This window comes from Pseudomonas sp. H9, assembly GCF_004353925.1.
In the GTDB taxonomy this organism is placed as follows: domain Bacteria; phylum Pseudomonadota; class Gammaproteobacteria; order Pseudomonadales; family Pseudomonadaceae; genus Aquipseudomonas.
In genome coordinates this window covers 20406-45312 of record NZ_SMOK01000015.1, presented here as the reverse complement: position 1 = coordinate 45312, position 24907 = coordinate 20406, and the positions used below count along the sequence as shown (strand labels likewise).

The following is a 24907-nucleotide window of genomic DNA, read 5'->3' as shown; positions in this document are numbered from 1 at the left end:
GCCTATAAAAATAACAGCAGGTAGGGCATATGAAGGTTTTTCTGGGGCTGGGCAAAGCCTTGACGGTGGTGTTCTGGTGGGTGGTGCTGGTGAATCTGCTGATTCCCCAGGAATTTCCCTTCAATCGTTTGATCAGCCTTGCAGGCGCCACTTTGCTCGGTCTGCACCTGCTTGAAGTGCTGTTCTTCAATGGTTGCTTGCGCGAGCGCAGCCATCGTTGGTTTGACCGCTTGCAAATCCTGCTGGTCGGTATCTTTCATGTGCTTTCGATTCCGGCGCCACGCCAGGAGGCTTCCCATGCGTAAGTTGGTGTTGTTGGCTGCGTTGTTCAGCCCATTGGCGTTGGCCGAATCGATCAGTGTCGCCCCTCACTCGGTGCTGCGTTTGCCGAACAAGTCCAGTGTTGTGCACGTGCAGCGCTTGCAGGTGGCCGATGCCGCTACCTTGCTACTGCCGGCCAGCCTGGTCGAGCTGAAAGTGGATGAACTGCAACTGGGCCGGGAAGCGCGCATAGCGATTGCCCCGGCAGATGGCACCCTGCGGATCGAAGTGGCGCGGGCGCAGCTGGCTGAAGGCAGCCAGATTGCAGCGCGTGGTGCCCCGGGGACATTCGAGCGTGCAGCCAAAGCCGGGCGCAATCTTGATTTGCAGTTGCATGCCGTACAGGCGCCGTTGCTGGCGATCGACGCTCGCGGCGGGGCTGGCGCACCGGGGTATGCCGGGCTGGATGGCGGTAATGGCAAGGCGGGTGGCTGCACGTGGGGCCAGGCAAGCCGTGGCGCCAACGGTGACAACGGTGGCGATGGTCATGACGGTGCCGCTGGTGGTCGGGTGCAACTGGCACTACCGGCGAATTTCCCCGCCGAGCGGATCAAGGTACAGCTTGATGGCGGAGCGCCAGGTGTTGCCGGTGCGGCTGGCAAGGCCGGTGCGGGCGGCGCAAGCAAGGGCTGCCTAGTCTACCGTACCGCAGCCGGTGCACCCGGCAAGCCCGGCGTAGAAGGTCAGCCAGGTCTGGCAGGCACTCCAGGCGAGCTGATCCTGCAACGCCTGTAGGAGCGGGCTTGCCCCGCGATGCGGTTTGACAGTTAGATCGCAATCGCGGGGGCAAGCCTGGTCCCACAGAGTCAATTTCAGGTCAACAGGCGCGTAGTCGCGACCAGCACGACGGCAATACCCAGCAGCAGATTAATACCCACCAGGCGGCGAATCTTGCCCAGCACCGCTGCGCCGGACGGCCAGTCCTGCGCCTCAACTGCCTTGCGCAATTCAGGCAGCAACAACGACCGGACACGAATAAACAGCGCGATCATCGCGATGCCTCCGCCGATCATCACCTGCACATACCGTGGCGCTCCGTCCAAGCCGCCAAAGCGCTGGTGCAACATGCCTACACCGCTGATCGCCAGAACGGCAATGGCGACCCAGACCCACCAGAAAAAACGCTGAAACACTTCTACCCACAGGCGCAGGCGATCCGGCCCGGCAAGGGCTGCAACCGCCGCAGGCCGCAGGATCAGCCAGGCGAAGAACATCCCACCGACCCACACCAGGGCGGCCAGAACGTGCAGGCTATAAGGAAGGGCAAAGGCAGTCATCGGGATCTCCATTCGGCGCAAAGGGCAATAGCGGGGTATGATAGCGACCCGATCGAAACACTGAAAATTTATCCAGCCCGCCGGGCGCCCCGACACCATGATCAGCACCGAACTCAAAACCACGATTCAGGGCGCCTATTCGCGTTTTCTCGAAGCCAAAAGCCTCAAGCCTCGCTACGGCCAGCGCCTGATGATCGCCGAAGTCGCCAAAGTCCTCGGCGCTATCGACTGTGACGATGAAGGCCGCCGGGCCGGTGACCCTGCGGTGGTCGCGGTTGAGGCGGGTACCGGTACCGGCAAGACCGTTGCCTACAGCCTGGCTTCGATTCCTGCCGCCAAGGCGGCTGGTAAGCGCTTGGTAATCGCCACCGCCACGGTGGCCCTGCAAGAGCAGATCGTCTTCAAAGACCTGCCCGACCTGATGCGCAACAGTGGTCTGAACTTCAGTTTCGCCCTGGCCAAGGGACGGGGGCGCTATTTGTGCCTGTCCAAGCTTGATCTGCTGCTGCAGGAGGGCCATGCACAGTCGGCCACTGCCCAGTTGTTCGAGGAAGAAGGCTTCAAGATCGAAGTCGATGAGGCCAGCCAGAAGCTCTACACCAGCATGATCGAAAAGTTGGCCGGCAACCGTTGGGACGGCGACCGCGACAGCTGGCCGCAAGCCCTGGAAGACCAGGACTGGGCGCGTCTGACCACCGATCACAGCCAGTGCACTGGCCGTCATTGCCCCAACTTTGGCCAATGCACCTTCTATAAGGCCCGTGAGGGTATGGGCAAGGTCGATGTCATCGTCACCAACCACGATATGGTGCTGGCTGACCTGGCCCTGGGTGGCGGTGCGGTGCTGCCGGATCCGCGCGACACCATCTACGTCTTCGACGAAGGCCATCACCTGCCAGACAAGGCCATCGGCCATTTTGCCCACTACACCCGCCTGCGCTCGACTGCCGACTGGCTTGAGCAAACCGCCAAGAACCTGACCAAGCTGCTGGCCCAGCACCCGTTGCCGGGTGATCTGGGCAAGTTCATCGAGCAGGTCCCGGAACTGGCACGCGAGATCAAGAGCCATCAACAGTTCATGTTCAGTGCCTGTGAGCAGGTGGCTGATTTTCGGCCCGGCGAAGACATGGAAGGCCGCGAGCGGCCACGTCACCGTTTTGAAGGCGGTGTAGTGCCTGAGCACATGCGCGAAATGGGTATCGAACTGAAAAAGGGCTTTTCGCGCCTCACCGACTTGTTTACCCGCCTGACAGACCTGCTCAAAGAAGGGATGGATGCCGAAGTGAACATCGGTATCGCCAGCCATCAGGCCGAAGAATGGTACCCGCTGTTCGGCAGCCTGCTGATGCGCGCCCAGGGCAACTGGGAGCTGTGGACTGCCTTCACCGCTGAAGACCCTGAAGACAGTCCGCCCATGGCCCGCTGGCTGACGCTGGCCGAAAGCGGGGCGCTGTTCGACATCGAGGTCAACGCCAGCCCGATCCTGGCGGCTGAAATGTTGCGGCGTAACTTGTGGAATGTTGCCCACGGCGCGCTGGTGACCTCGGCCACCTTGACTGCGCTGGGCAAATTCGACCGTTTCCGCATGCGTGCCGGTCTGCCCAAAGATGCCGTTACCTGTGTCGTGCCCAGCCCGTTCCATCATGTTGATGCGGGTGTGCTGCGCGTACCTGACTTGCGTGCCGATCCCCGCGATGCGGTCGCACACACGGCGGCAATCATTCGTGACCTGCCCGACCTGGTCGAAGGCTCGCGGGGTTCGCTGGTGCTGTTCTCTTCACGCAAGCAAATGCAGGACGTGTTCGACGGCCTGGATCGCGACTGGCGCAAGCAGGTGTTCATTCAAGGCAACCTGTCCAAGCAGGAAACCCTGAACAAGCATAAAGCGCGCGTTGATGGTGGCGACTCCAGCGTGCTGTTCGGCCTGGCCAGTTTTGCCGAAGGGGTCGATTTGCCTGGGGCTTACTGTGAGCACGTGGTCATCGCCAAGATTCCCTTTGCGGTACCTGATGACCCGGTCGAAGCGGCGCTGGCGGAGTGGATCGAGGCGCGCGGTGGTAATCCATTCATGGAAATCGCCGTGCCAGACGCCTCGTTGCGCCTGATCCAGGCCTGTGGCCGGTTGCTGCGGACCGAAGAAGACCGCGGCATCATCACCTTGCTGGATCGACGCGTGGTCACCCAGCGCTACGGCAAAGCTATTCTCAATGCTTTGCCACCGTTTCGACGGGAAATTTCCTGACCCCCGGGGATCTAAACGCCGGGGTGCTGTCTATGTCTCAGTTCAAGGCCCGCAAGGGCCCTCAAGGAGAGTTCCAGCCCTATGATTCGCCGTACCTTGCCTGCTGTAGTCGCACTGTTGTTCAGCACACCGCTGCTGGCTGGGCAACAGACGCTGTTCAGCTTCGTGCGCCCGGCTTCCGTGGTCAATGTGGTGACCGAAGACGCCAGTTTGCCGCAATACAATGCAGAGCAAACGGCAGAAGGCGAGGTATTGCGTCGTGTGGTGTTCAACCCGGTGCAGCGGCCTAACCTGCGCTTGAGCCCACAAAACGGTGCGTGGGATTGGTCTGCGGCAACGGCCATGACCTTGCGCCTGCAAAGTGGCATGGACTGGCCGCTGACCGTGGATGTCACGGTGTTGAGCAGCGATGGCAAAACCCTCACCAGTCGAATTGACTTGCCCGCCGGCCCTGCGCAAACGGTGGTGGTGCCGCTGACAGCCAGCTCGCCGCTGAGCCAGGGTATGCGTGCCGGTCCTCCCATGCCGTGGGTGCATGAAGGCCAGCGCTGGCTTTTAACCAGCAGCAGCGGTGCGGTCGATTTGAAGCAAGTGGTGTCGGTGAGCTTGTCGATGAACAAGCCCAACGTCGCCCAGAGCCTGATGATTGAGCGTGTCGGTATCCAGGATGACGACCAACTGCAAAAGGCGGTGTATACCGGCTTGATCGATACCTATGGTCAGTCCACTCGTGGACGCTGGCCGGAGAAAATCGTCAGCGATGACCAGCTCAAGGCCGCCGCGACCCGTGAGCAGCAACAGCTCAAGGGTTGGCTGGCCGAGCGCAGCCAACTGCCGCGCGACAAGTTCGGCGGGATCACCGGCGGGCCGAGCTTTGACGCCAAGGGCTTCTTCCGTACCGAGAAGCGTGAGGGGCGCTGGTACCTGGTCAGCCCTGAGGGCCATCCGTTTTACTCGTTGGGCGTAAACACGGTGGCACCTGACGGCGGGCGAACCTACGTCGCCGGGCGTGAATCCATGTTTACAGCATTGCCGCAAGCCGGTGAGCCTTTGGCCCAATTCTATGGTGAAGGTAATAACAACGATGGAAATGGCTCGTCCAGCGGGCGCAGTTTCAATCAGGGGCGCTGGTTCGACTTCTATGCCGCCAACCTTGAGCGCAGCTACGGCAAACCCTGCACACCGGTTGCCGCCACCAGCACCACTGCAGCTGTGGAATGCCCAGCCGCAGTGCCGGACCTCCAGCGTTGGCAAGGGCACACCCTAGACCGCCTGCAGGCGTGGGGCTTCAATACCTTGGGCAACTGGAGCGAGCCCGCACTGGGCCAGGCCGACCGTATGCCGTACACCTTGCCATTGTCGATCGTAGGCGACTACACCAGCATCAGTACCGGGATGGACTGGTGGGGGCGTATGCCCGATCCGTTCGACCCACGTTTCGCCATGGCCACCGAACGGGCCGTGGCCATCGCTGCCCGTGACCACCGCGACGATCCGTGGCTGATCGGCTATTTCGCCGATAACGAACTGGCCTGGGCCGCCCCGGGTGATGACCCCAAGGCGCGTTACGCCCTGGCCTATGGCACGCTGCGCCTGACCACAGACGTGCCAGCCAAGCGGGCCTTCCTCAAGCAGTTGCGTGATAAGTACCGTAACCAGGCGGGGCTGTCCAAAGCCTGGGGAATTGAGCTGACTGCCTGGGAGTTGATGGAAGATCCAGGTTTCGAGCCGCCACTGCCGAGCCCGGAATATCCCGAGATCGAGGCCGACTTCAAGCACTTCCAGAAGGTTTTCGCCGAAACCTACTTCAAAACCATCGCCGACTCGCTCAAGTGGCATGCGCCCAATCACTTGCTGTTGGGGGGACGCTACGCGGTCAGCACGCCAGAAGCAGTGGCAGCCTGTGCCGAGTTCTGTGATGTTTTGAGTTTCAACTTCTACACGCCCAAGCCCCAGGACGGTTACGACTTCACGCAACTCAATGCCCTCGACAAGCCGGTATTGGTCTCGGAGTTCCAGTTCGGCTCGCGCGACCGCGGCCCATTCTGGCCCGGGCCGATGGAAGTGGCCAAGGAAGAGGGGCGCGGCCCGGCTTATGACGCGTTCCTCAAAGCCGCGCTGGCTGAGCCGTCGATTGTCGGTGTGCACTGGTTCCAGTACCTCGACCAGCCCGCCAGTGGTCGCTTGCTGGACGGCGAAAATGGTCACTTCGGGTTGGTAGGCATTACCGACGTGCCATTTCAGGGCTTTGTTGGCAGTGTGCGCAAAAGCAACCTGCAGGCGCAGGCCCTCATCGGCAAAGCGCTTGCCAGTGAAAAGGCTGAAAAAGCGCCGTAGCACTGGCTTGGCAGCCCGAGGCGCGGTAGTCGCTGAGGGCTGCTCTGATCGTTGTCTGTTCCCAAAAACATCGCGGGCTGAAACAATGCACGCCATTTTCCATAGCAGTGTGCGTGAGGAGCGGCCGGGTGCAGATTCAGGGTCATTACGAGCTTAAGTTCGAAGCCGTACGCGAAGCCTTTGCCGCGTTGTTCGACGACCCTCAGGAGCGGGGTGCGGCACTGTGCATTCAGGTGGGCGGCGAGACCGTCGTTGACCTGTGGTCCGGAACCGCCGACAAAGACGGCGCCGAGGCCTGGCAAAGCGACACCATCGCCAACCTGTTCTCCTGCACCAAGATGTTCACCGCCGTGACCGCGCTGCAGTTGGTGGGTGAGGGCAAGCTCGACCTCGATGTACCAGTTGCCCGCTATTGGCCCGAGTTTGCTCAGGCAGACAAGCAAGCCATCACCCTGCGGCAGTTGCTCAGCCACCGCGCCGGTGTGCCAGCGCTGCGTGAGCTTATGCCTGCTGAAGCCTTTTACGACTGGCAAACGATGGTTCATGCATTGGCCGCCGAAGCGCCTTGGTGGACGCCAGGCACAGCCCATGGCTATGCCGCGATCACTTACGGTTGGCTGATCGGCGAGTTGATCCGTCGTGCCGACGGTCGTAGCCCGGGTGAGTCGATCGTTGCCCGTACCGCCCGCCCGCTGGGATTGGATTTTCATATCGGCTTGGCCGATGAGGAGTTCCACCGGGTTGCGCATATCGCGCGTGGTAAGGGCAACATGGGCGACGAAGCCGCCCAGCGGCTGCTGCAGGTCACTATGCGAGAGCCACAGGCGTTGTCCACCCGTGCGTTTACCAACCCCCCTGGCATGCTCACCAGCACCAACAAGCCCGAATGGCGGCGGATGCAACAGCCTGCGGCCAACGGCCATGGCAATGCCCGCAGCCTGGCGGGTTTTTATGCCGGTGTACTCGATGGCAGCCTGCTGGAGTCGGAGCTGCTGGGTGAGTTGACGCGCGAGCACAGCCTGGGCGAAGACAAAACCCTGTTGACCCAGACCCGTTTCGGACTGGGATGCATGCTCGATCAGCCAACCGTGGCCAATGCCACCTTTGGTCTGGGCAGCAAGGCCTTTGGTCACCCCGGTGCCGGAGGGTCTGTTGGTTTTGCCGATCCGGAGTACGATGTTGCCTTTGGTTTTGTCACCAATACCCTGGGCCCTTATGTGTTGATGGACCCGCGCGCGCAGAAGCTGGTGCGGGTGCTGGCAGGCTGCCTTTGATCGGTTAACCCCCGTGCAGCCTGAACCCTTTGTCTATCCTGAATTCCAATGCCCAGCGCTATTGGGCCGTTTTTCTTTCATTTTCATGGTGTATCTCTGATGTCTTCACACAAAACCTTAGCTATCGCCCTGTGCCTGGCCATGACCGGTTGCGCACAGCACTCTCAGAAAGGCACGGCTGACAGCGGGACTGACTGGTGGCCTTTTGGTTCGGACAAGGTCGCCAACCAGGAAGTGAAAGAGGTGGTTGTCGAGAAGGTCGCCAAGGCCGATGCCAAGTCCGAAAGCGGTAGCCGCTGGTGGTGGCCGTTCGGTGACAGCGACAAGGCCAAAGTCGCTGCCGCGCCGAAAATCGACCATAAAGCCACCCAGGCTTGGCTGGACAGTTACGAACCACGCCTGCGCGAAGCAATCAAAGACAGCAAGTTCGAACTGGAACGCCGTGAAGACGTGCTGGTTGTCACCGTGCCGGTAGACAGCTCCTACAACCCGGACCGTCCAGCCATGCTGCTGCCTGTCACCCTCGGCCCGATCACCCGTGTGGCCAAAGCCATCGAAACCGACAAGCAAACCGCCGTGCTGGTATTGGGCCATGCCGACACCAGCGGCGCTGCCGCCGGCAACCAGAAGCTCAGCCAGGAGCGTGCCCAGTCGGTGGCGGCCATCTTCCGCCTCAGCGGCCTGGAGCGTGATCGCCTGATGCTGCGTGGCATGGGCTCGGAAATGCCGCGTGCGGCCAACGACAGCCTGCAAGGCCGTGCACTGAACCGCCGTGTGGAATTGGTCCTGACCCCGCAGAACACCATGGTCGCCTTGCTGGCCAAGTACAAGCAGCCAACGCCGAGCCCGGCAGAGCTGGTTGCCGTGCAAGATGCCAAGGCGCCGGTCAAGGCAGCGGTTGCCCCGGCGACCAAGGCTCCGGCTAAAAAGGTCAGCACCAGCAAGAAAGCCGCTCCGGCGAAAGCCACCACGGCCAAAAAGAAAGCCCCTGCAGCCAAGCCCGCCGCTAAAAAGCCTGCGCCTGCTGCCAAGAAAGTGGCTACCAACACAAGCCCTGCGAAGACCAACTAATCGTCAAGGAACGCAGTAATGACCCAAACCCTGGCCGATATGCGCCGCGATTACACCCGTGATGGCCTGGCTGAAGCCCAGGCTCCTGCGGAGCCTTTCGCGTTGTTTCGCCAATGGTTCGCTGATGCGGTGAAAACCGAGCAGCCGCCCGTTGAAGCCAACGCCATGACCGTGGCAACGGTCGATGCGGACGGTCGCCCACATTGCCGGATCCTGTTGCTCAAAGGCCTGGATGAACAAGGTTTCACCTTCTTCACCAACTACGACAGTGCCAAGGGCCAGCAGCTACAGGCGAACCCATACGCGGCCATGACCTTCTTCTGGCCTGCGCTGGAACGTCAGGTGCGAATCGAGGGCAAGGTGGTCAAGGTTACGCCGCAGGAGTCAGATGAGTATTACCAGGTGCGCCCATTGGGTAGCCGTCTGGGCGCTTGGGCGTCGCCTCAGAGCCAGGTAATTGCTGATCGCGCAGAACTCGAAGGCCTGGTCAAGGCCACCGAGCAGCGCTTCAGTGACAGCCAGCCGCACTGCCCTGAGCATTGGGGCGGGTACCGCTTGCTGCCAGAGCGCATCGAGTTCTGGCAAGGGCGGGCCAGCCGACTGCACGACCGCCTCAATTACCGCTTGCAACAAGGTGGCTGGTTGCGCGAGCGTCTGGCGCCTTAACCGGCCTGGTAACCGGCGGCCTCGCGTTCCAGCCAGGCCGCCAGCTCGGCGCGTTTGACTTTTTGTGCCCGGGCGTTGTCCAGACATTTAAGCATGTAGGCTTTCTTGCCTTCGTCTGCTCCGGCCATTGAAAGCGCCAGGTCGCGGTCCATCCAGCGACGAATGCGCACATACAACCACCAGTGAAAATACAGGCCAGCCAGTGTCGTGATGACGACGATGAAGTAATCCATGTCTATCCTTGCGCTAAACGTTTTTCAGGCTGCATCGATGACACAGGCTGTATGGAAGCTGAATGGAATCAATTTTACCCCGCATCCGTCGTGACAGTCGTCAACGTGCGGAGTCTAATGAACACCTGACTTATGGAGATCATCCTATGCGTAAATCTGTTTTGCTGGTTGCCTGCTTCACCACTATGTCGCTGCTGCTCACAGGTTGTGCTTCCAGCCTGACCGGTGACTCCTATTCGCGTGACGAAGCTCGCCGTGTGCAAACCGTCCGCATGGGCACTATCGAGTCGCTGCGTCCGGTGAAAATCGAGGGCACCAAAACGCCTATCGGTGGTGGCGCGGGTGCCATTGTCGGTGGTGTAGCCGGTAGTGCCATTGGTGGTGGTCGTGGCAGCATCGTTGCAGCGGTCATTGGTGCAGTCGCCGGTGGTCTGGCGGGCTCTGCCGCTGAAGAAGGCCTGACTCGTACCCAAGGCGTTGAAATCACCGTACGTGAAGACGACGGCAGCATGCGTGCCTATGTGCAGGCCGTGCAGGAAAACGAGATTTTCCGTGTGGGCGAGCGTGTTCGTATCATGACTGTTGACGGTACCAGCCGCGTCACGCACTGATACCTGAGCGTCAGGCAATAAAAACCCCGACCGGCACTGCCGAGTCGGGGTTTTTTGTTGCTGGGTGAATCAGGCAACCTGGGCCTTGCGGCTGGCCAGCGCGGTAACGCCGTAACCGATCAGGGCCGCCAATATGGACCCGGTGAGGATGCCCATGCGGTCCATGCCGGCGTATTCACTGCTACCTGGCACAAAGGCCAGCGAGCCGACGAACAGGCTCATGGTGAAGCCAATGCCGCAGAGAATCGCCACGCCCAATACCTGCCCCCAGTTCGCGCCAGTGGGCAGGGCCGCCATCCCCAGCTTGACGATGAGCCAGGTGAGGCCGAACACGCCCACGGTCTTGCCTACCAGCAAGCCGATGGCAATGCCCATGGGAACGTGATGGGTGAAGCTTTCCAGGGTTACCCCGGCCAGCGACACGCCAGCGTTGGCAAACGCGAACAGTGGCAGGATGCCGTAGGCCACCCAAGGATGCAGGGCATGCTCAAGCGTCAGCAGCGGTGAGGTTTCGGCATTGCGGGTGCGCAACGGGATGCACAGGGCCAGGGTCACACCGGCGAGGGTGGCATGTACGCCGCTCTTGAGTACGCAGACCCAGAGAATCAAACCAACCACCATGTATGGGCCAAGCTTGACAACGCCCAGGCGGTTCATCGCGATCAAGGCTACCAGGCAGGCACCGGCCAGCATGAGCGACAGGCTCGACAGTTCACCGGAGTAGAACAGCGCAATAACGATGATGGCGCCCAGGTCATCGATGATCGCCAGGGTCATCAGGAACAGCTTGAGCGATACTGGCACGCGCTTGCCCAGCAACGCCAGCACGCCCAGGGCGAAGGCAATGTCGGTAGCCATAGGGATCGCCCAGCCTGCGATGGCAGCCGGGTTGTCCTTGTTGAGAAACCAGTAGATCAAGGCAGGTACGACCATACCGCCGATGGCCGCCGTTCCCGGCAGCACGATCTGCGAAGGCTTGGACAAATGGCCTTCAATGATCTCGCGTTTGACCTCAAGGCCGATCAACAGGAAGAACAGGGCCATCAGGCCGTCGTTGATCCACAGCAGCAGGGGTTTGGCGATTTTCAAGGCGCCGATCTGGGCGACCACAGGCACATCCAACAAGCCGTTGTAGAGGTACGACAACGGCGAGTTGTTGATGATCAGGGCCAGGGCGGCTGCAGCAATCAGCAATAGACCGCTGGCAGCTTCCAACTGAAAGAAACGTGTGAAAGTGCTACGCAGCAAGGGCGCTCTCCATCCTGAGGGTTCTGATAGGGGCACACCCTACCCTGTGAGGATATGCTTTCAAACAAAAACTATATTCTTTTTTGTTATAAGCTGTGACTTAACCGCCCAGGGCAGCCTAGCAGTTAAGCGGGATTATTTTGCCTGGCTGTACCTGTCGTGGCTGTAGGGACTTTCTTAACATGATCCCTTGTACATCGATCTTTTTCGGGACTGGACCATGAACGATCACCGCCAGTGGGCACGTGAAGCTATCCGCATCATCGAAGCCGACTTCCAACGCAGTGCCGATACGCACCTGATCCCGCTACCGATGCCGGGTTTTCCCGACGTTGAGCTGTATTTCAAAGACGAATCCAGCCACCCCACCGGGAGTCTGAAGCACCGGTTGGCTCGTTCGTTGTTCCTCTATGCCTTGTGTAATGGCTGGCTGCACCCCGGCGCGCCGGTGATCGAGGCATCCAGCGGTTCAACAGCGATCTCTGAAGCGTACTTTGCACGCTTGCTGGGGCTGCCCTTCATTGCCGTGGTACCGGCCAGTACGTCGCAGGAAAAGATCGCCCAGATTGCTTTCTATGGCGGCCGGAGTCATCTGGTGGATGACCCGACCCAGTTGTATGCAGAGTCGGAACGCCTGGCGCGAGAAACCGGCGGCCACTTCATGGACCAGTTCACCTATGCCGAGCGCGCCACTGACTGGCGAGCCAATAACAACATTGCCGAATCGATCTTTACCCAGATGCGTTTCGAGCGGCATCCAGAACCCGCTTGGCTGATCTCCAGTCCAGGCACTGGGGGCACCACCGCGACCTTGGGGCGCTATGTTCGCTACCGCCAGCACGTCACCCGGGTGCTGTGTGCCGATGCTGAGCGTTCGGTGTTTTTTGACAGCTACACTAGTGGTGACCGCTCATTGCTACTGGATTGCGGCTCACGGATTGAAGGTATTGGCCGGCCACGGGTCGAAGCGTCATTCCTGCCACAGGTGATCGACGCCATGATCAAAGTGCCGGATGCGCTTTCGTTGGCGGCCATGCATTACCTGGCCGAGCGCCTGGGGCGTCGGGTGGGTGGTTCGAGCGGTACCAATCTAATTGGTGCCCTGATGGCTGCACAGCAGATGAAAGCTGCCGGAGAGGCAGGGTCGATGGTGGCCATTCTCTGTGATGGTGGCGATCGCTACGCGACCACCTATTACGACCAGAAGTGGCTGGCCGGGCAGGGCTACCAGTTGCCGGAACTAATAGCGGCTGTGCGCGCCTGTGTGGAGCAGGGGCAGGCCTTGCCTGAGACAGTGCTGCGCGCGGGGATCTGAAGCGCATCGCGGGGCAAGCCCGCTCCCACCGAGCCCTGTGGGAGCGGGCTTGCCCCGCGAAGGTATTGTCAGGCCTGGATGCCCAAGATGCTGCGCGCCACGGCCTCGGCAATCCGAATGCCGTCAACACCCGCTGACAGGATGCCACCAGCATAACCGGCACCTTCACCCGCCGGGAACAGCCCCTTGAGGTTCAGGCTCTGCATGCTCGCATCACGAGTAATTCGCAGAGGTGAAGAGGTGCGAGTCTCGATCCCGGTCAGTACTGCGTCATGCAGGTTGTAGCCTTTGATCTGGCGATCGAAAGCCGGCAAGGCCTCGCGAATGGCCTCGATAGCAAAGTCAGGCAGGCTCGGGGCCAGGTCGCCGAGATTGACGCCGGGCTTGTACGACGGCTCGACACTGCCCAGGGCGGTGGAGGGCCTGCCGGCAACAAAGTCGCCTACGAGCTGCGCTGGCGCCTGGTAGTTGCTGCCGCCCAGCACGTAGGCGTGGGCTTCGAGTTTCTCTTGCAGCTCGATACCGGCCAGCGGGCCACCCGGGTAATCCTGCTCGGGGGTGATGCCAACGACGATGCCGGAGTTGGCATTACGCTCGTTACGCGAATACTGGCTCATGCCGTTGGTAACGACTCGCCCCGGCTCGCTGGTGGCCGCCACCACCGTGCCGCCTGGGCACATGCAGAAGCTGTAGACCGAGCGGCCGTTTTTGGCGTGGTGCACCAGTTTGTAGTCTGCCGCGCCCAGCTTCGGGTGCCCGGCGTATTTGCCCAGGCGGGCCTGATCGATCAGCGACTGCGGGTGCTCGATACGGAAGCCGATCGAGAACGGTTTGGCCTCCATGAACACACCGCGGGCGTGCAGCATACGGAAGGTGTCGCGGGCGCTGTGACCCAACGCCAGCACCACATGCCGGGAAAGCAGCTGTTCACCGCTGGCCAATACCACGCCATTGAGTTGGCCGTCGTCCATCAACAGGTCGGTGACTTTCTCTTCGAAACGCACCTCGCCACCCAGGGCGTGGATTTCGTGACGCATGTTTTCGACCATGCCGGTCAGGCGGAAGGTGCCGATGTGCGGCTTGCTGACGTACAGGATTTCTTCCGGTGCGCCTGCTTTGACGAACTCGTGCAGTACCTTGCGGCCATGGTGGTGTGGGTCTTTGATCTGGCTGTAGAGCTTGCCGTCGGAGAAGGTACCGGCGCCACCTTCACCGAACTGTACGTTCGATTCCGGGTTAAGCACGCTCTTGCGCCACAGGCCCCAGGTGTCTTTGGTGCGCTGGCGCACTTCCTTGCCACGCTCGAGGATGATCGGCTTGAAGCCCATTTGCGCCAACAGCAGGCCGGCAAAAATCCCGCACGGTCCAAAGCCGACGACAATCGGGCGCTCTTGCAGGTCGGCAGGCGCATGGCCAACTACTTTGTAGCTGACATCCGGGGCGACGTTGACGTTATGGTCGTTGGCGAACTTGCGCAACAGCTCTTCTTCGTTGCTGGCGCTCAGGTCGATGGTGTAGATGAACAGCATTTCGCTGTTCTTCTTGCGGGCATCATAGCTGCGCTTGAACAGGGTGAAGTCCAGCAACTGCTCGTCGCTGATGCCCAGGCGTTGCAGGATGGCCTCGCGCAGGGCTTCATCCGGATGATCCAGCGGCAGCTTCAGTTCGGTGATTCGTAACATGGCAGGGTCCAGTATCCCGGCCATGAACGGCCGGCGGCTTTACACAAACCGCTAAGTATAAGCTGTTCGCCGCCTTTGCAGGCAGGATTAACGCGGGCGGCGATGATCAGTCGCTACGCGAGCCACCGTAGTAGGCACAACCGCGCATCGTTTGCCCGTCAACACGCAGCTCAGCGCTCAAGTGGCTGACAGCGCCGCTCATGCTGTCGACGCAGCGTTGCGGCGCAACCCAGAGGTCTACGCGCTGGCCATTGGCTTCAGTGCTGAGGTTGTAACGCCCGTCAGGCAACTGTTCTTCCAGGAACGGTACCGCCAGCTCTGGCACGCCTGGGCGGGTCAGTACCATGCCCTTGCCACTGGCTTTGAGATCCCAGTCTGGCTCATTGCCGTGCGCGCGCAGGGTCAGGCGCTTGAAGTTGGGGTCGCTACAGGCACTGTTGGAATGCTCTACCCGGTACAACCGCTGCACGTTCAACTGCCCATCGTTGCCAGCGATCTGGCTGGTGGAAAGATTGCCGCCGACGTCGGCGAACAAGGTGCCAGGTTCGTTGGCCAGGGCCGAAGCTTCCTGCAGCAGGCCGGTGTTACCACTGTCGACAACGGCAAAGTAGCGGCTTTCCGAACAGGGTTTGAACAGCAACTGGCCACCCTTGGCGCTGAGTTCACCTTGCATGCGAGTCATGCCGGCCGTTGTTTCGGTTTGCGGTTTTTCGGCCAGCAATTGGCAACCGGCAAACAGCGGCAGCAGGGCAACAAGCAATAACGAAGGGGCGGCACGCATCGAGCAAACTCCAGGGTCTCTACCGAAAGGTGCCGCCACGTTACGCAGGCTGGACGCCGATCACAAGGCCTCAGCCGACATGATAGGTTTGGCCGGTCTGCAAGCCCTCGACGCTCTTGGCATACGCCAGTGCCACCTCAGCTGCGGGTACGGGTTTGAAACCGCGAAAATACGGGGCGTAGGCCGGCATGGCTTCGACCAGCACGTTGGGGCTGATCGAATTGACCCGCAAGCCACGCGGTAGCTCGATGGCCGCCGCCTTGACGAAGGCATCGATGGCGCCGTTGACCAGGCTGGCCGAGGCACCGGTGCGGATCGGGTCGTGGCTGGTAATGCCGGTGGTGAACGTGAAGGAACCACCGTCATTGATGAACTCGCGACCGATCAGCAGCAAATTGACCTGGCCCATCAGTTTGTCGTTCAGGCCCAAGGCGAAATGCGCTTCGGTCATTTCACCTAATGGCGCGAAGGTGACATTGCCCGCGGCGCAGACCAAGGCATCAAAACGTCCGGTTTGTTCGAACAGGCGGCGAATCGAAGCGCTGTCGCTGATATCGACCTGGTAGTCGCCACTGCTGCGGCCGATGCGCAGTACCTCGTGACGCTGTTCCAGTTCTTTGGCTACTGCAGAGCCTATGGTGCCGTTGGCGCCGATCAACAAGATTTTCATTAAACCGTTCCTTGCAGGTGGTGGGGACAAGGCTCAAGTCTAGGGTGGATTTTTCGGCGGATAAGCGTGCTAATAAGCAACCTTTGGTTTTCATCTGGAAACAATCCATGAGCGAGCTGGATGACCTGGCAGCCTTTGCCGTGTTGATGGACGCCGGCAGTTTTACCTTGGCCGCGCAACAGTTGGGTTGGAGCAAGGGGCAGTTGTCCAAACGCATCAGTGCATTGGAAACCAGCCATTCGGTAAAGCTGCTGCATCGCACCACCCGGCGCCTGAGCCTGACGGCGGCTGGCGCCATGTTGCTGCCCCAGGCCCAGGCGCTGGTACGGCAAATGGACGGTGCACGCCAGACGCTGGCCATGCTCAAGGATGAATTGGCCGGGCCGGTGCGGATAACGGTGCCGGTGTCCTTGGGCGAGACGATTTTCGAAGGTTTGCTGCTGGAATTTAACCAGCGTTACCCAGACCTGCAGTTGGAATTGGAGTTGAACAACGGTTACCGCGATCTACTGGCTGACGGCTTCGACCTGGCGATCCGCACTGAGGTTGACGATGATGCGCGGCTGGTTGCGCGCCCAGTGTTGGCCATGCAGGAATTGACCTGCGCTAGCCCGATGTATCTGGAGCAGCACGGAGTACCTGATTCACCCTCGCAATTGAGTGCTCATCAATGCCTGCTCAATAGCCATTACACCGGGCGTGAGGAGTGGTTGTATCACCAGCAACATGAACTGTTGCGGGTGCAGGTCAGTGGCAGCTTTGCCAGCAACCATTACAGCCTGCTGAAGAAGGCTGCATTGCTCGGGGCTGGGATTGCTCGCTTACCGTCCTACATGCTGCACGCAGAGTTAGCTGACGGGCGCTTGCAATGGTTGTTGCGTGATTATCAGACACGCAGTGTGCCGCTGTTTCTGGTTCACCCTTATCAAGGCCGGATGCCCAAGCGGGTTCAGGTGCTGGCCGACTACTTGATGCACTGGTTCAAGGGGCTGAATTTATAAGCCGGTAGGAGCGGGCTTGCCCCGCGATACGATGTTGCTGACACACCGCAATCGCGGGGTAAGCCCGCTCCTACCGGAGGTTGGATTTAGTGGCAGTTAAAAATGAAAAAAGGCCCGGAGGCCTTTTTTCATGGGGTGTTGCAATCAGCCGCCCAGGTAGGCGTCGCGAACCTTTGGATCGGTCAGCAATGCTTCACCAGTGCCTTGCATCACCACCCGGCCGTTTTCCAGCACGTAGGCACGGTCGGCGACTTTCAGCGCCTGGTTGGCGTTCTGCTCGACCAGGAACACCGTTACGCCATCACGACGCAGTTGCTCGATGATGTCGAAAATCTGCTGAATGATGATCGGTGCCAGGCCCAACGAGGGTTCGTCCAGCAACAGCAACTTGGGTTTGCTCATCAGCGCCCGGCCAATGGCGAGCATTTGCTGCTCACCACCGGACATGGTGCCTCCACGCTGGTTGAAGCGTTCTTTCAGGCGTGGGAACAGCTGCAGGACTTTGTCCATTTGCTCCTGATAGTCGCCCTTGTCGGTAAAGAAGCCGCCCATGGCCAGGTTCTCTTCCACGGTCAGACGGGCGAATACCCGACGACCTTCCGGCACCACGGCAATACTCTTGCGCATGATGTGTGAGGAGGGCTGGCCGACCAGCTCTTCACCCAGGTACTTGATGCTGCCACTGTGGGCCTGAGGCGAACCGCAGAGGGTCATCAGCAGGGTCGACTTACCGGCACCGTTGGCGCCGATCAGGGTGACGATCTCACCCTGATTGATCTCGACGTTGACGCTGTGCAGGGCCTGGATCTTGCCGTAGAACGTGGAAACGTTTTCAAACTGCAGCATTTACGCTTCCCCCAGATAGGCTTTGATTACATCAGGGTTGTCGCGGATCTGATCCGGTGTGCCATCGGCCAGCGGAGTACCCTGGTTGATCACGACGATATGGTCGGAAATGCTCATGACCAATTTCATGTCGTGTTCGATCAGCAGCACGGTAACGTTGTGCTCCTGACGCAGGTAGGCGATCAGCGCCTTGAGGTCTTCGGTTTCCTTCGGGTTCAGGCCTGCTGCAGGTTCGTCAAGCATGATGATCCGCGGGCGGGTCATCATGCAGCGGGCGATTTCCAGGCGGCGTTGCTGGCCGTAGGCCAAGGTCCCGGCGGGACGGTTGGCGAATTCGACCAGGTTGACCTTTTCCAGCCAGTACTGCGCATATTCCTTCGCTTCATGCTCGCTGCGGCGGAAGCTTGGGGTCTTGAGCAGGCCAGCCAGGAAATTGGTATTCAGGTGGCGGTGCTGGGCGATCAGCAGGTTTTCCAGGGCGGTCATCTCTTTGAACAGACGCACGTTCTGGAAGGTCCGTACCACACCCTTGCGAGCGATCTCGTGACCGGCCAGGCCCTGAATCGGCTGGCCGTCGAGCAAGATGGTACCGGCACTGGGTTTGTAAAAGCCGGTCAGGCAGTTGAACACCGTGGTCTTGCCGGCACCGTTAGGGCCGATCAAGGCTACAACCTGTTTTTCCTTGACGGTCAGGGCCACGCCGTTGACCGCCAACAAGCCGCCGAAGCGCATGCTCAGGCCGCTGACTTGCAGAATTTCGCGGCTCATCGACGCAGCTCCATATGGGGGCGTTGCATAGGCAGCAGGCCTTGCGGACGCCAGATCATCATCAACACCATCAGCGCACCGAACATCAACATCCGGTATTCGCTGAATTCACGCATCAGTTCAGGCAGCAGGATCATCACAATGGCCGCGAGAATCACGCCCAGTTGCGAGCCCATACCGCCCAACACCACGATGGCAAGGATGATGGCCGACTCGATGAAGGTGAACGACTCCGGTGTCACCAGGCCCTGACGGGCGGCGAAGAAGCTACCGGCGAAACCGGCGAAGCAGGCACCCAGGGTGAAGGCCGACAGCTTGATCACCGTCGGGTTCAGGCCCAGGGCACGGCAAGCGATTTCGTCTTCACGCAGCGCTTCCCAGGCACGGCCGATCGGCATGCGCAGCAGGCGGTTGATCACAAACAAAGCCAGCAGGGCCAGCAGCAGGGCGACCAGGTACAGGAAGATCACTTTGTTGATCGAGTTGTACTGTAGGCCGAAGAACTCGTGGAAGGTCTGCATGCCTTCGGCGGCCTTGCGTTCAAAGGTCAGGCCGAAGAAGGTTGGCTTCTCGATGTTACTGATCCCGTTCGGACCACCCGTCAACCCGGTGAGGTTACGCAGGAACAGACGGATGATCTCACCGAAACCCAAGGTCACGATGGCCAGGTAGTCGCCGCGCAAACGCAGTACTGGGAAACCGAGCAGGAAGCCGAAGGTCGCCGCCATCAGGCCAGCGATTGGCAGGCAGATCCAGAAGCTCAGGCCGAAGTAGTGCGACAGCAGGGCGTAGCTGTAGGCGCCGACGGCGTAGAAGCCGACATAACCCAGGTCGAGCAGGCCTGCCAGACCGACCACGATGTTCAAGCCCAGCCCGAGCAGCACGTAGATCAGGATCAGGGTGGCGATGTCGACCGCGCCGCGCGAGCCGAAGAACGGCCAGACCAGCGCAACCACGATCAGGCCCATGATCACCCAGCGTTGGGTTTTCGGCAGGGTCAGGAAGTTGCTCATGGCCGGCGAGATCAGCTTGCGGTCTGAGCGGCGGCTCATGACCGCGCTCCACTGCTTGTCGAACAGCACACGCAGGAACATCAGTACCGAGCACACGGCGATGACCGTGATGGTGAACGGCCCCTGGCTATGGACGATCAGGTTGATGCCGTCGATGCTGAGTTTCAGACCCAGAACCGGGAAGGCCACGGCCCAGACCAGCAAAGCGCTGAAGAACGCTTGTTTGAGATTTCTGTTCATACTTTTTCAACCTCCGGACGGCCGAGAATGCCGGTCGGACGGAACAACAGCACCAGAACCAAAAGACCAAAGGCCACCACGTCCTTGTACTGGTCGCCGAAGATGTCGGCGCCAAAAGCTTCAGCCACTCCCAGTACCAGCCCGCCGAGCATCGCGCCCGGGATACTGCCGATACCGCCCAAAACCGCCGCAGTGAAGGCCTTCAGGCCCACCAGGAAGCCGGCGTTGGGGTTGATCACGCCGTACTGCATGCTCAGCAGTACCGCCGCCACGGCTGCCAGGGCAGCACCGATGACGAAGGTCAGGGCGATGATGTTGTTGGTGTTGATGCCCAACAGGTTGGCCATCTTGATGTCTTCGGCGCAGGCGCGGCAGGCGCGGCCCAGACGAGAGCGGGAGATGAACAGGGTCAGGCCGGTCATCGCCACCAGCGTGACGACGAACACCAGGATCTGCATGTAGGAGATCAGCACTTCCTCTGCGCCGCCCGGGCCGAAGGAGATACTCCCAGGGATCAGGTTGGGGATGGACTTGTCCTTGGAGTCCTGGGAGAGCAATACGGTGTTTTGCAGGAAAATCGACATACCGATGGCAGAAATCAGCGGGATCAACCGGTTGCTGTTACGCAAGGGGCGGTAGGCGACCCGTTCGATACTGTAGCCATAGGCACTGGTAACGAAGATCGTGGCGACAAAGGCGACGGTCATCAATATCGGCAGCGAGTGAATCCCCATCATGGCCAGCCCGGCAAGGGCAATGAAGGCCACGTAGGAACCAATCATGTAAACCTCGCCATGGGCGAAGTTGATCATTCCAATGATGCCGTAAACCATTGTGTAGCCAATGGCTATCAAGGCATAGGTGCTGCCAATGGTCAGACCATTAACCAGCTGTTGGAAGAAGTGATAGATCTCAGGCATTACAGCGCTCCTAAAAACCCGATACGCATTTCGCTGGTGGGGCGACCCCGGCCGGTTTTGTGGTCTTGAGCCACTTCAACACAGGCACTGCCAGAGAACCGCTGGTGACGGTTTTAAGATTTTCAGGTGAACCTGCTCCCGGATCGCGGGAATCAGGCCCATGAACCTCGTAAAACAAAGCCCACTGCTCGCACAGTGGGCTTCTAGTCATGTAGTCAAACGGGATTACTGTGGGGAAACTTCGGTTTTAGGTTTGCCGAAATGCCATTCGTAGACCACGAATTTGAAGTCTTTCAGGTCGCCGTTCTTGTCATACGACAGATCGCCAGTCGGGGTCTTGAAGGTGCCGGCGTGGATCGCTTCGGCGACCTTGTCGGTGTCTTCGGACTTGGCAGCCTTGATGCCTTGAGCGATCAGCTCGACAGCCGAGTAGGCCGGGAACACGAACGGGCCGCTTGGGTCTTTGCCGTCAGCCTTGATGGCATCGGAGATTTTTTTGTTCGCTGGATCAGCGTCGAACGACTTCGGCAGGGTCACCAGCAGGCCTTCGGAAGCGTTCTGGGCGATCTGCGAGATGGAGTCGTTGCCGACACCTTCTGGGCCCATGAACTTGGCTTTCAGGCCTTTTTCCTGAGCTTGACGCAGGATCAGGCCCAGCTCTGGGTGGTAGCCACCGTAGTAGACGAAGTCGACGTTGGCTTGCTTGAGCTTCTGGATGATCGAGGAGAAGTCTTTGTCGCCGGCGTTCAGGCCTTCGAAGACGGCAACCTTGGTGCCTTTGCCTTCCAGCGTGGTTTTCACTGCGGTGGCGATGCCTTCACCGTATTGCTGCTTGTCGTGCAGTACGGCAACCACTTTCGGTTTGACGTGGTCGGCGATGTAGTTACCCGCGGCTGGGCCCTGGGCGCTGTCCAGGCCGATGGTACGGAAGATCAGCTTGTAGCCACGGGAGGTGATTTCCGGGCTGGTGGCCGCCGGGGTGATCATGATCACGCCTTCGTCTTCGTAGATGTCCGAAGCAGGCTGGGTGGAGCTGGAGCACAGGTGGCCGATTACGTATTTAACGCCATCGTTGACCACTTTGTTGGCAACGGCTACGGCCTGTTTAGGGTCGCACGCGTCGTCGTATTCCTTGGCTTCAAGCATCTTGCCGTCAACGCCGCCAGCAGCGTTGATGTCTTTGATGGCTTGTTTTGCACCGATGAACTGCATGTCGCCGTACTGAGTGACCGGGCCGGTTTTCGGGCCGGCAATGCCGATCAGGATGGTATCGGCTGCAAACGACTGGCTGGCAACCCCGGCCAGAACCATTGCGGCAAACAGCTTGGAAATCTGCTTAGTAGCCTTACTCATAGTGCTCCACTCATTCTGTTGTAATTTTTATAGTCCTGCGGCCAGAGCTGAGGACCGGATTGCACCGAATTCGCCCTGGCAACTGTACCGGTACAGTGTAGAGCGCTGCTTTGTCGCTTGAAAAGCAGGCCAGCTGAGGCAAATTCGGCGCGTGTCGCTTAATTGACAGAAACTTACAGGAAAGCGGCTTGGTCTCACCCCGATTCTTGTGACAAACCTTTGCTTTCAAGCCCTTTTCGATCAATTACTTATTTGCAACCGGGATTTTCTGCAAAAATACCGACCTCTTACCGTAGTCGAATTATTTCTGGCAGGAACCCATGACTGATCAACCAAGCACCCTCTATGCCAAACTGCTCGGCGAGACCGCAGTAATCGAGTGGAAAGCCCTGGAACGTTTTTGGGCCAAGGGTGACCTGATTTGGGTCGACCCGAATCTGGACTTGATCGAAGTGGCGCAGGCAATGGCCGAAAACCGCAGTGAAACCTTCGCTACATGGCGTAATGCTGGCACTGTCGGCCCAGTCACTGCCGAGCAGGCGCTAGACCTTCAGAGCCGCGATCCAGAGATCTGGGCGGTGGTGGTTTCGCCGTTCATTGTGATTCAGGAAAAGAAAACCGCTTGAGTGCGCCCCAGATTGGTGCGTGAAAACAAGCAGCAAGGAGATTTTGGTGCGCAGGACTGTTCAGCGAAGGTGGCTGTTGGTAACAGTTGAGTGTGCTTAACGTTAACGGTAACAAGTCGCGGGGCAAGCCCGCTCCTACAGGTTATGTGTAGGAGCGGGCTTGCCCCGCGATACTTCCAACTCAGTAATCCACCTTCCCGGTGTGACTATTCAGCGAAATCACGCGGGTCTTGCCAATGCGATGACGGAAGATTTCGCGCAGGTATTTCACCGCTTTCTTCACGCATTCGCGCGACAGGCGTATGTCATTGATCGACACGAACTTGCTCTTGTCGTTGATCAGCTCACGGTATTTCTTCTCGTACATCGGCTTGATCGCATACCAGTTGGTATCGAGGATCTTCGCCGGGTTCTCGAATTCGTTGAGCAGATCATCGATGCGGTCTTCATCAAAGGTCTCGCTGGTGATGAACTCAAGGATCGCGTTGTCCAGCGTGTCATCGAAACGGTACGGGTTGCGTGCAAAGCAGCGCTTGATGAAGGCCACGATCAGCGTCAGGAAATCGTCTGACAGGCATGGGCTCTTGGCGATCAACGTGGTCAGCGACAGGTTGGCTGAGGCACCGATCACCAGGGCATAGCGCTTGAGCGTGGTGTTGGGGAACAGGCTGTTGAGGTGGGTTTTGAGACGATTCAGGTCCATATAGGACAGTTTGTAGTCTTTGGGCAGCGAGACGATCGACACCACCGATGAACAGTTCTTGAAAAAGTGCAGGTCGTGCAGAGCTGCTGCGTCATAGCCGGAGGCCTTGTACTGCTCCAGCGCGGCGCGATAGCGCTTGGACTCGATTGGCAGCAGGCTGATGCCTTCGATGGCCTGAGTCACCTTGTTGAAGTGCGGCAGGTCGATGGAGCGGAAGAACAGGTCGTCGATGTTCAGACGCGGCTGGTCTTTCTCGAACACTTTGAACTTATCCGAGGTTGGAGACGGCTGTTCCGGTACCACAGATTCGGCATAGGCGATGGCCACCGGGCCGGCCAGGCTCATGAACAGGTCGTTGGCATCGAGGCGAATGGTTTCGCCGATATCGATGCCTGCACGCCGGAAGTAGTTCTGGTCGTAGTCGGTGGTAACGGCCTGGGCAGTGAGAATGTTGAAGATCTGCTGGGAGATGTACTGGTTGGCGTGCTTCTCCATGGCATTGACGTCAATGTTCTGGATGTTGCCGTCATCATTCTCTTCGGCGTAGCGCATGATGTCGTTGGAAATTAGCATCATCGCGTTCCATGGGCGGATACGGCCCATGACACTGGCTTCGCTACTGTCTTCATTGTCGAAGTTATAGGAGAAGTCCCATTCTTCAGACAGGTATTTGCAGAGCAAGCGCCCGGCGTTGATGTGCAGGGCTTCGGACATTTCGCTGCGGTGATCGGAAATATTCGGCAGTACACAGATGCCACTGGTGAAAATCGGCTCGAAGACGAACGAGTGCCCGCTCTTGCCGTCGTTCTCGTCGGCCGGCTTGGTGTCGAAGGTCTTGTTCATGTACGAGTACTGCTGGGCCAGACCAAACTCCGAAGCCATCCCCGAACCGGTACCGCCACCGGCACTGAAGATGTAGAAGTACAGGCGTGACTGGTTGGCCTTGATCCCGCAAGAGTCGATCAGGTAGGAGTGAATCAGTTTCCAGTCAGCGCTGGAGAAACGATGGGTCTCCTTGTTGAGGATGATCTTTGCCAGGTACTGGCCAAGAATCGGGGCGTTACCGGCGCCACCGGCATGGACTTCCGAGAGGTCCATGATTTTCATTTTGCTGTAGTCGCGGATGAAACCGCTTTTTTCGCCTTTGCGCGAGAAGCGGATGCGACCGGCAATGTCTTTGTCCAGGTCACCCAGCATGACCAGGGGTTCAACCAGAAACACCGGCTTGCTGTTTTTGTTCTGCACCAGGCGCAGGTTGTTGCGAATCCAACGGGCCGGGCTGTAGTTCGGCTCGTTGCCAGCACGATCTTCGTTATTGAATTCGTTGAGGTAGAAGGTGCGGGCGTTGTATACAAGTTCGGCAACATCCAAGGCGATGTTCGAGCCGCAGCGGCCCAAGCCGATCAGGCAAACCGACGGAAACTGTTGATCCAGGCGCAGCTGGCTTTCGTCTTCGACGTGGATGCTGGGCGGAAATACCAGATCGCGCAAACCGTCGAGGTTGTCGAGGATGCGCTGAATATCGGATTCGGTGAAGTACAGGTACTGCTGCGGGTTAAGCGCTCGCGGGCTGTAGAATTCTTTCGAGCCTGAAGCGCTGAACGCGGGAGTGGGTGAAGTCAGCTCGGAAACCGCGTTGGCAGAAGTAGTCTTGGAGGTCATTTTGCGCCATTTGCCTGGGGGTGGGTGGCTGTTCTAATGGATGTCAT

At 59.4% G+C, this 24907-nt stretch carries 23 protein-coding genes; 11 read left to right on the top strand and 12 right to left on the bottom strand.

Features of this window, described 5'->3' with window-relative positions; genetic code table 11:
* The first annotated feature begins 29 nt into the window (after positions 1-29).
* Both E1573_RS13345 and E1573_RS13340 read left to right on the top strand, forming a co-directional pair.
* Complete coding sequence (locus E1573_RS13345) at positions 30-305, top strand: DUF1145 domain-containing protein (protein ID WP_133214376.1); 276 nt, start codon at positions 30-32, stop codon at positions 303-305.
* Positions 298-1056, top strand: coding sequence for a collagen-like protein (locus tag E1573_RS13340; RefSeq protein ID WP_133214374.1), 759 nt, complete (start codon positions 298-300; stop codon positions 1054-1056). Before E1573_RS13345 ends, E1573_RS13340 begins: the two co-directional genes overlap by 8 nt.
* 77 nt (positions 1057-1133) lie before the next feature.
* Here the strand turns inward: E1573_RS13340 and E1573_RS13335 are convergent, their stop codons facing one another.
* Positions 1134-1598 carry a CopD family protein gene (locus tag E1573_RS13335; RefSeq protein WP_133214372.1) on the bottom strand — a complete coding sequence of 155 codons (465 nt, stop codon included), beginning with the start codon at positions 1596-1598 and terminating at the stop codon, positions 1134-1136.
* 97 nt (positions 1599-1695) lie between these two features.
* Here E1573_RS13335 and dinG point away from each other — a divergent pair, with 97 nt between their 5' ends.
* The 5 genes from dinG to pdxH all read left to right on the top strand — a co-directional run bounded on the left by dinG (position 1696) and on the right by pdxH (position 9188).
* Positions 1696-3840 carry an ATP-dependent DNA helicase DinG gene (gene dinG, locus E1573_RS13330; protein ID WP_133214370.1) on the top strand — a complete coding sequence of 715 codons (2145 nt, stop codon included), beginning with the start codon at positions 1696-1698 and terminating at the stop codon, positions 3838-3840.
* Positions 3841-3921: 81 nt separating this feature from the next.
* A complete protein-coding gene (locus tag E1573_RS13325; RefSeq protein ID WP_133214368.1) occupies positions 3922-6177 on the top strand; it encodes a beta-galactosidase in 2256 nt (751 codons plus the stop codon).
* Between the two features lie 128 nt (positions 6178-6305).
* Positions 6306-7451, top strand: a complete 1146-nt coding sequence (locus E1573_RS13320) for a serine hydrolase domain-containing protein (RefSeq protein ID WP_133214366.1) — start codon at positions 6306-6308, stop codon at positions 7449-7451.
* A gap of 99 nt (positions 7452-7550) precedes the next feature.
* Positions 7551-8522, top strand: a complete 972-nt coding sequence (locus tag E1573_RS13315) for an OmpA family protein (RefSeq protein ID WP_133214364.1) — start codon at positions 7551-7553, stop codon at positions 8520-8522.
* 18 nt (positions 8523-8540) lie between these two features.
* The gene (pdxH, locus tag E1573_RS13310) at positions 8541-9188 is read left to right on the top strand and encodes a pyridoxamine 5'-phosphate oxidase (RefSeq protein WP_133214362.1); all 648 of its coding nucleotides are present in this window, start codon (positions 8541-8543) and stop codon (positions 9186-9188) included.
* Here pdxH and E1573_RS13305 read toward each other — a convergent pair.
* Entirely contained in the window at positions 9185-9421 is a 237-nt protein-coding gene (locus E1573_RS13305) for a hypothetical protein (protein WP_133214360.1), read from the bottom strand. The two genes, pdxH and E1573_RS13305, sit on opposite strands and share 4 nt — an antisense overlap.
* A 146-nt stretch (positions 9422-9567) precedes the next feature.
* Between E1573_RS13305 and E1573_RS13300 the strand changes: the two genes are divergently transcribed.
* Complete coding sequence (locus E1573_RS13300) at positions 9568-10032, top strand: glycine zipper 2TM domain-containing protein (protein ID WP_133214357.1); 465 nt, start codon at positions 9568-9570, stop codon at positions 10030-10032.
* 69 nt (positions 10033-10101) lie between these two features.
* Here E1573_RS13300 and nhaA read toward each other — a convergent pair whose 3' ends face one another.
* On the bottom strand, positions 10102-11280 hold the full coding sequence (gene nhaA / locus E1573_RS13295) for a Na+/H+ antiporter NhaA (protein WP_133214355.1): 1179 nt from the start codon (positions 11278-11280) through the stop codon (positions 10102-10104).
* A 220-nt stretch (positions 11281-11500) separates the two neighbouring features.
* Between nhaA and E1573_RS13290 the strand changes: the two genes are divergently transcribed.
* On the top strand, positions 11501-12595 hold the full coding sequence (locus E1573_RS13290) for a PLP-dependent cysteine synthase family protein (protein WP_133214353.1): 1095 nt from the start codon (positions 11501-11503) through the stop codon (positions 12593-12595).
* A gap of 68 nt (positions 12596-12663) precedes the next feature.
* Here the strand turns inward: E1573_RS13290 and E1573_RS13285 are convergent, their stop codons facing one another.
* The 3 genes from E1573_RS13285 to E1573_RS13275 all read right to left on the bottom strand — a co-directional run bounded on the left by E1573_RS13285 (position 12664) and on the right by E1573_RS13275 (position 15728).
* On the bottom strand, positions 12664-14277 hold the full coding sequence (locus E1573_RS13285; RefSeq protein ID WP_133214351.1) for an NAD(P)/FAD-dependent oxidoreductase: 1614 nt from the start codon (positions 14275-14277) through the stop codon (positions 12664-12666).
* 106 nt (positions 14278-14383) lie between these two features.
* Positions 14384-15058: a COG3650 family protein gene (locus tag E1573_RS13280; RefSeq protein ID WP_133214349.1), complete on the bottom strand. Its 675-nt coding sequence runs from the start codon at positions 15056-15058 to the stop codon at positions 14384-14386.
* Between the two features lie 70 nt (positions 15059-15128).
* A complete protein-coding gene (locus E1573_RS13275) occupies positions 15129-15728 on the bottom strand; it encodes a short chain dehydrogenase (RefSeq protein ID WP_133214347.1) in 600 nt (199 codons plus the stop codon).
* Between the two features lie 107 nt (positions 15729-15835).
* Between E1573_RS13275 and E1573_RS13270 the strand changes: the two genes are divergently transcribed.
* A complete protein-coding gene (locus tag E1573_RS13270) occupies positions 15836-16729 on the top strand; it encodes a LysR family transcriptional regulator (RefSeq protein WP_133214345.1) in 894 nt (297 codons plus the stop codon).
* A gap of 144 nt (positions 16730-16873) precedes the next feature.
* Here E1573_RS13270 and E1573_RS13265 read toward each other — a convergent pair whose 3' ends face one another.
* From E1573_RS13265 to E1573_RS13245, 5 genes are all read right to left on the bottom strand, one after another.
* Positions 16874-17575, bottom strand: a complete 702-nt coding sequence (locus tag E1573_RS13265; protein ID WP_133214343.1) for an ABC transporter ATP-binding protein — start codon at positions 17573-17575, stop codon at positions 16874-16876.
* The gene (livG, locus tag E1573_RS13260) at positions 17576-18343 is read right to left on the bottom strand and encodes a high-affinity branched-chain amino acid ABC transporter ATP-binding protein LivG (protein ID WP_133214341.1); all 768 of its coding nucleotides are present in this window, start codon (positions 18341-18343) and stop codon (positions 17576-17578) included.
* Positions 18340-19596: a high-affinity branched-chain amino acid ABC transporter permease LivM gene (locus E1573_RS13255; protein WP_133214339.1), complete on the bottom strand. Its 1257-nt coding sequence runs from the start codon at positions 19594-19596 to the stop codon at positions 18340-18342. The genes livG and E1573_RS13255 overlap by 4 nt, the downstream gene beginning before the upstream one ends.
* The gene (gene livH, locus E1573_RS13250; RefSeq protein WP_128324136.1) at positions 19593-20516 is read right to left on the bottom strand and encodes a high-affinity branched-chain amino acid ABC transporter permease LivH; all 924 of its coding nucleotides are present in this window, start codon (positions 20514-20516) and stop codon (positions 19593-19595) included. The genes E1573_RS13255 and livH overlap by 4 nt, the downstream gene beginning before the upstream one ends.
* Before the next feature lie 225 nt (positions 20517-20741).
* A complete protein-coding gene (locus E1573_RS13245) occupies positions 20742-21869 on the bottom strand; it encodes a branched-chain amino acid ABC transporter substrate-binding protein (RefSeq protein ID WP_133214337.1) in 1128 nt (375 codons plus the stop codon).
* A gap of 320 nt (positions 21870-22189) precedes the next feature.
* Here E1573_RS13245 and E1573_RS13240 point away from each other — a divergent pair, with 320 nt between their 5' ends.
* Complete coding sequence (locus tag E1573_RS13240; protein ID WP_133214335.1) at positions 22190-22495, top strand: DUF2288 domain-containing protein; 306 nt, start codon at positions 22190-22192, stop codon at positions 22493-22495.
* Between the two features lie 181 nt (positions 22496-22676).
* On the opposite strand, the gene E1573_RS13235 is transcribed toward E1573_RS13240, so the two are convergent.
* Positions 22677-24860, bottom strand: a complete 2184-nt coding sequence (locus tag E1573_RS13235) for a hypothetical protein (RefSeq protein ID WP_133214333.1) — start codon at positions 24858-24860, stop codon at positions 22677-22679.
* Between the last annotated feature and the right edge of the window lie 47 nt (positions 24861-24907).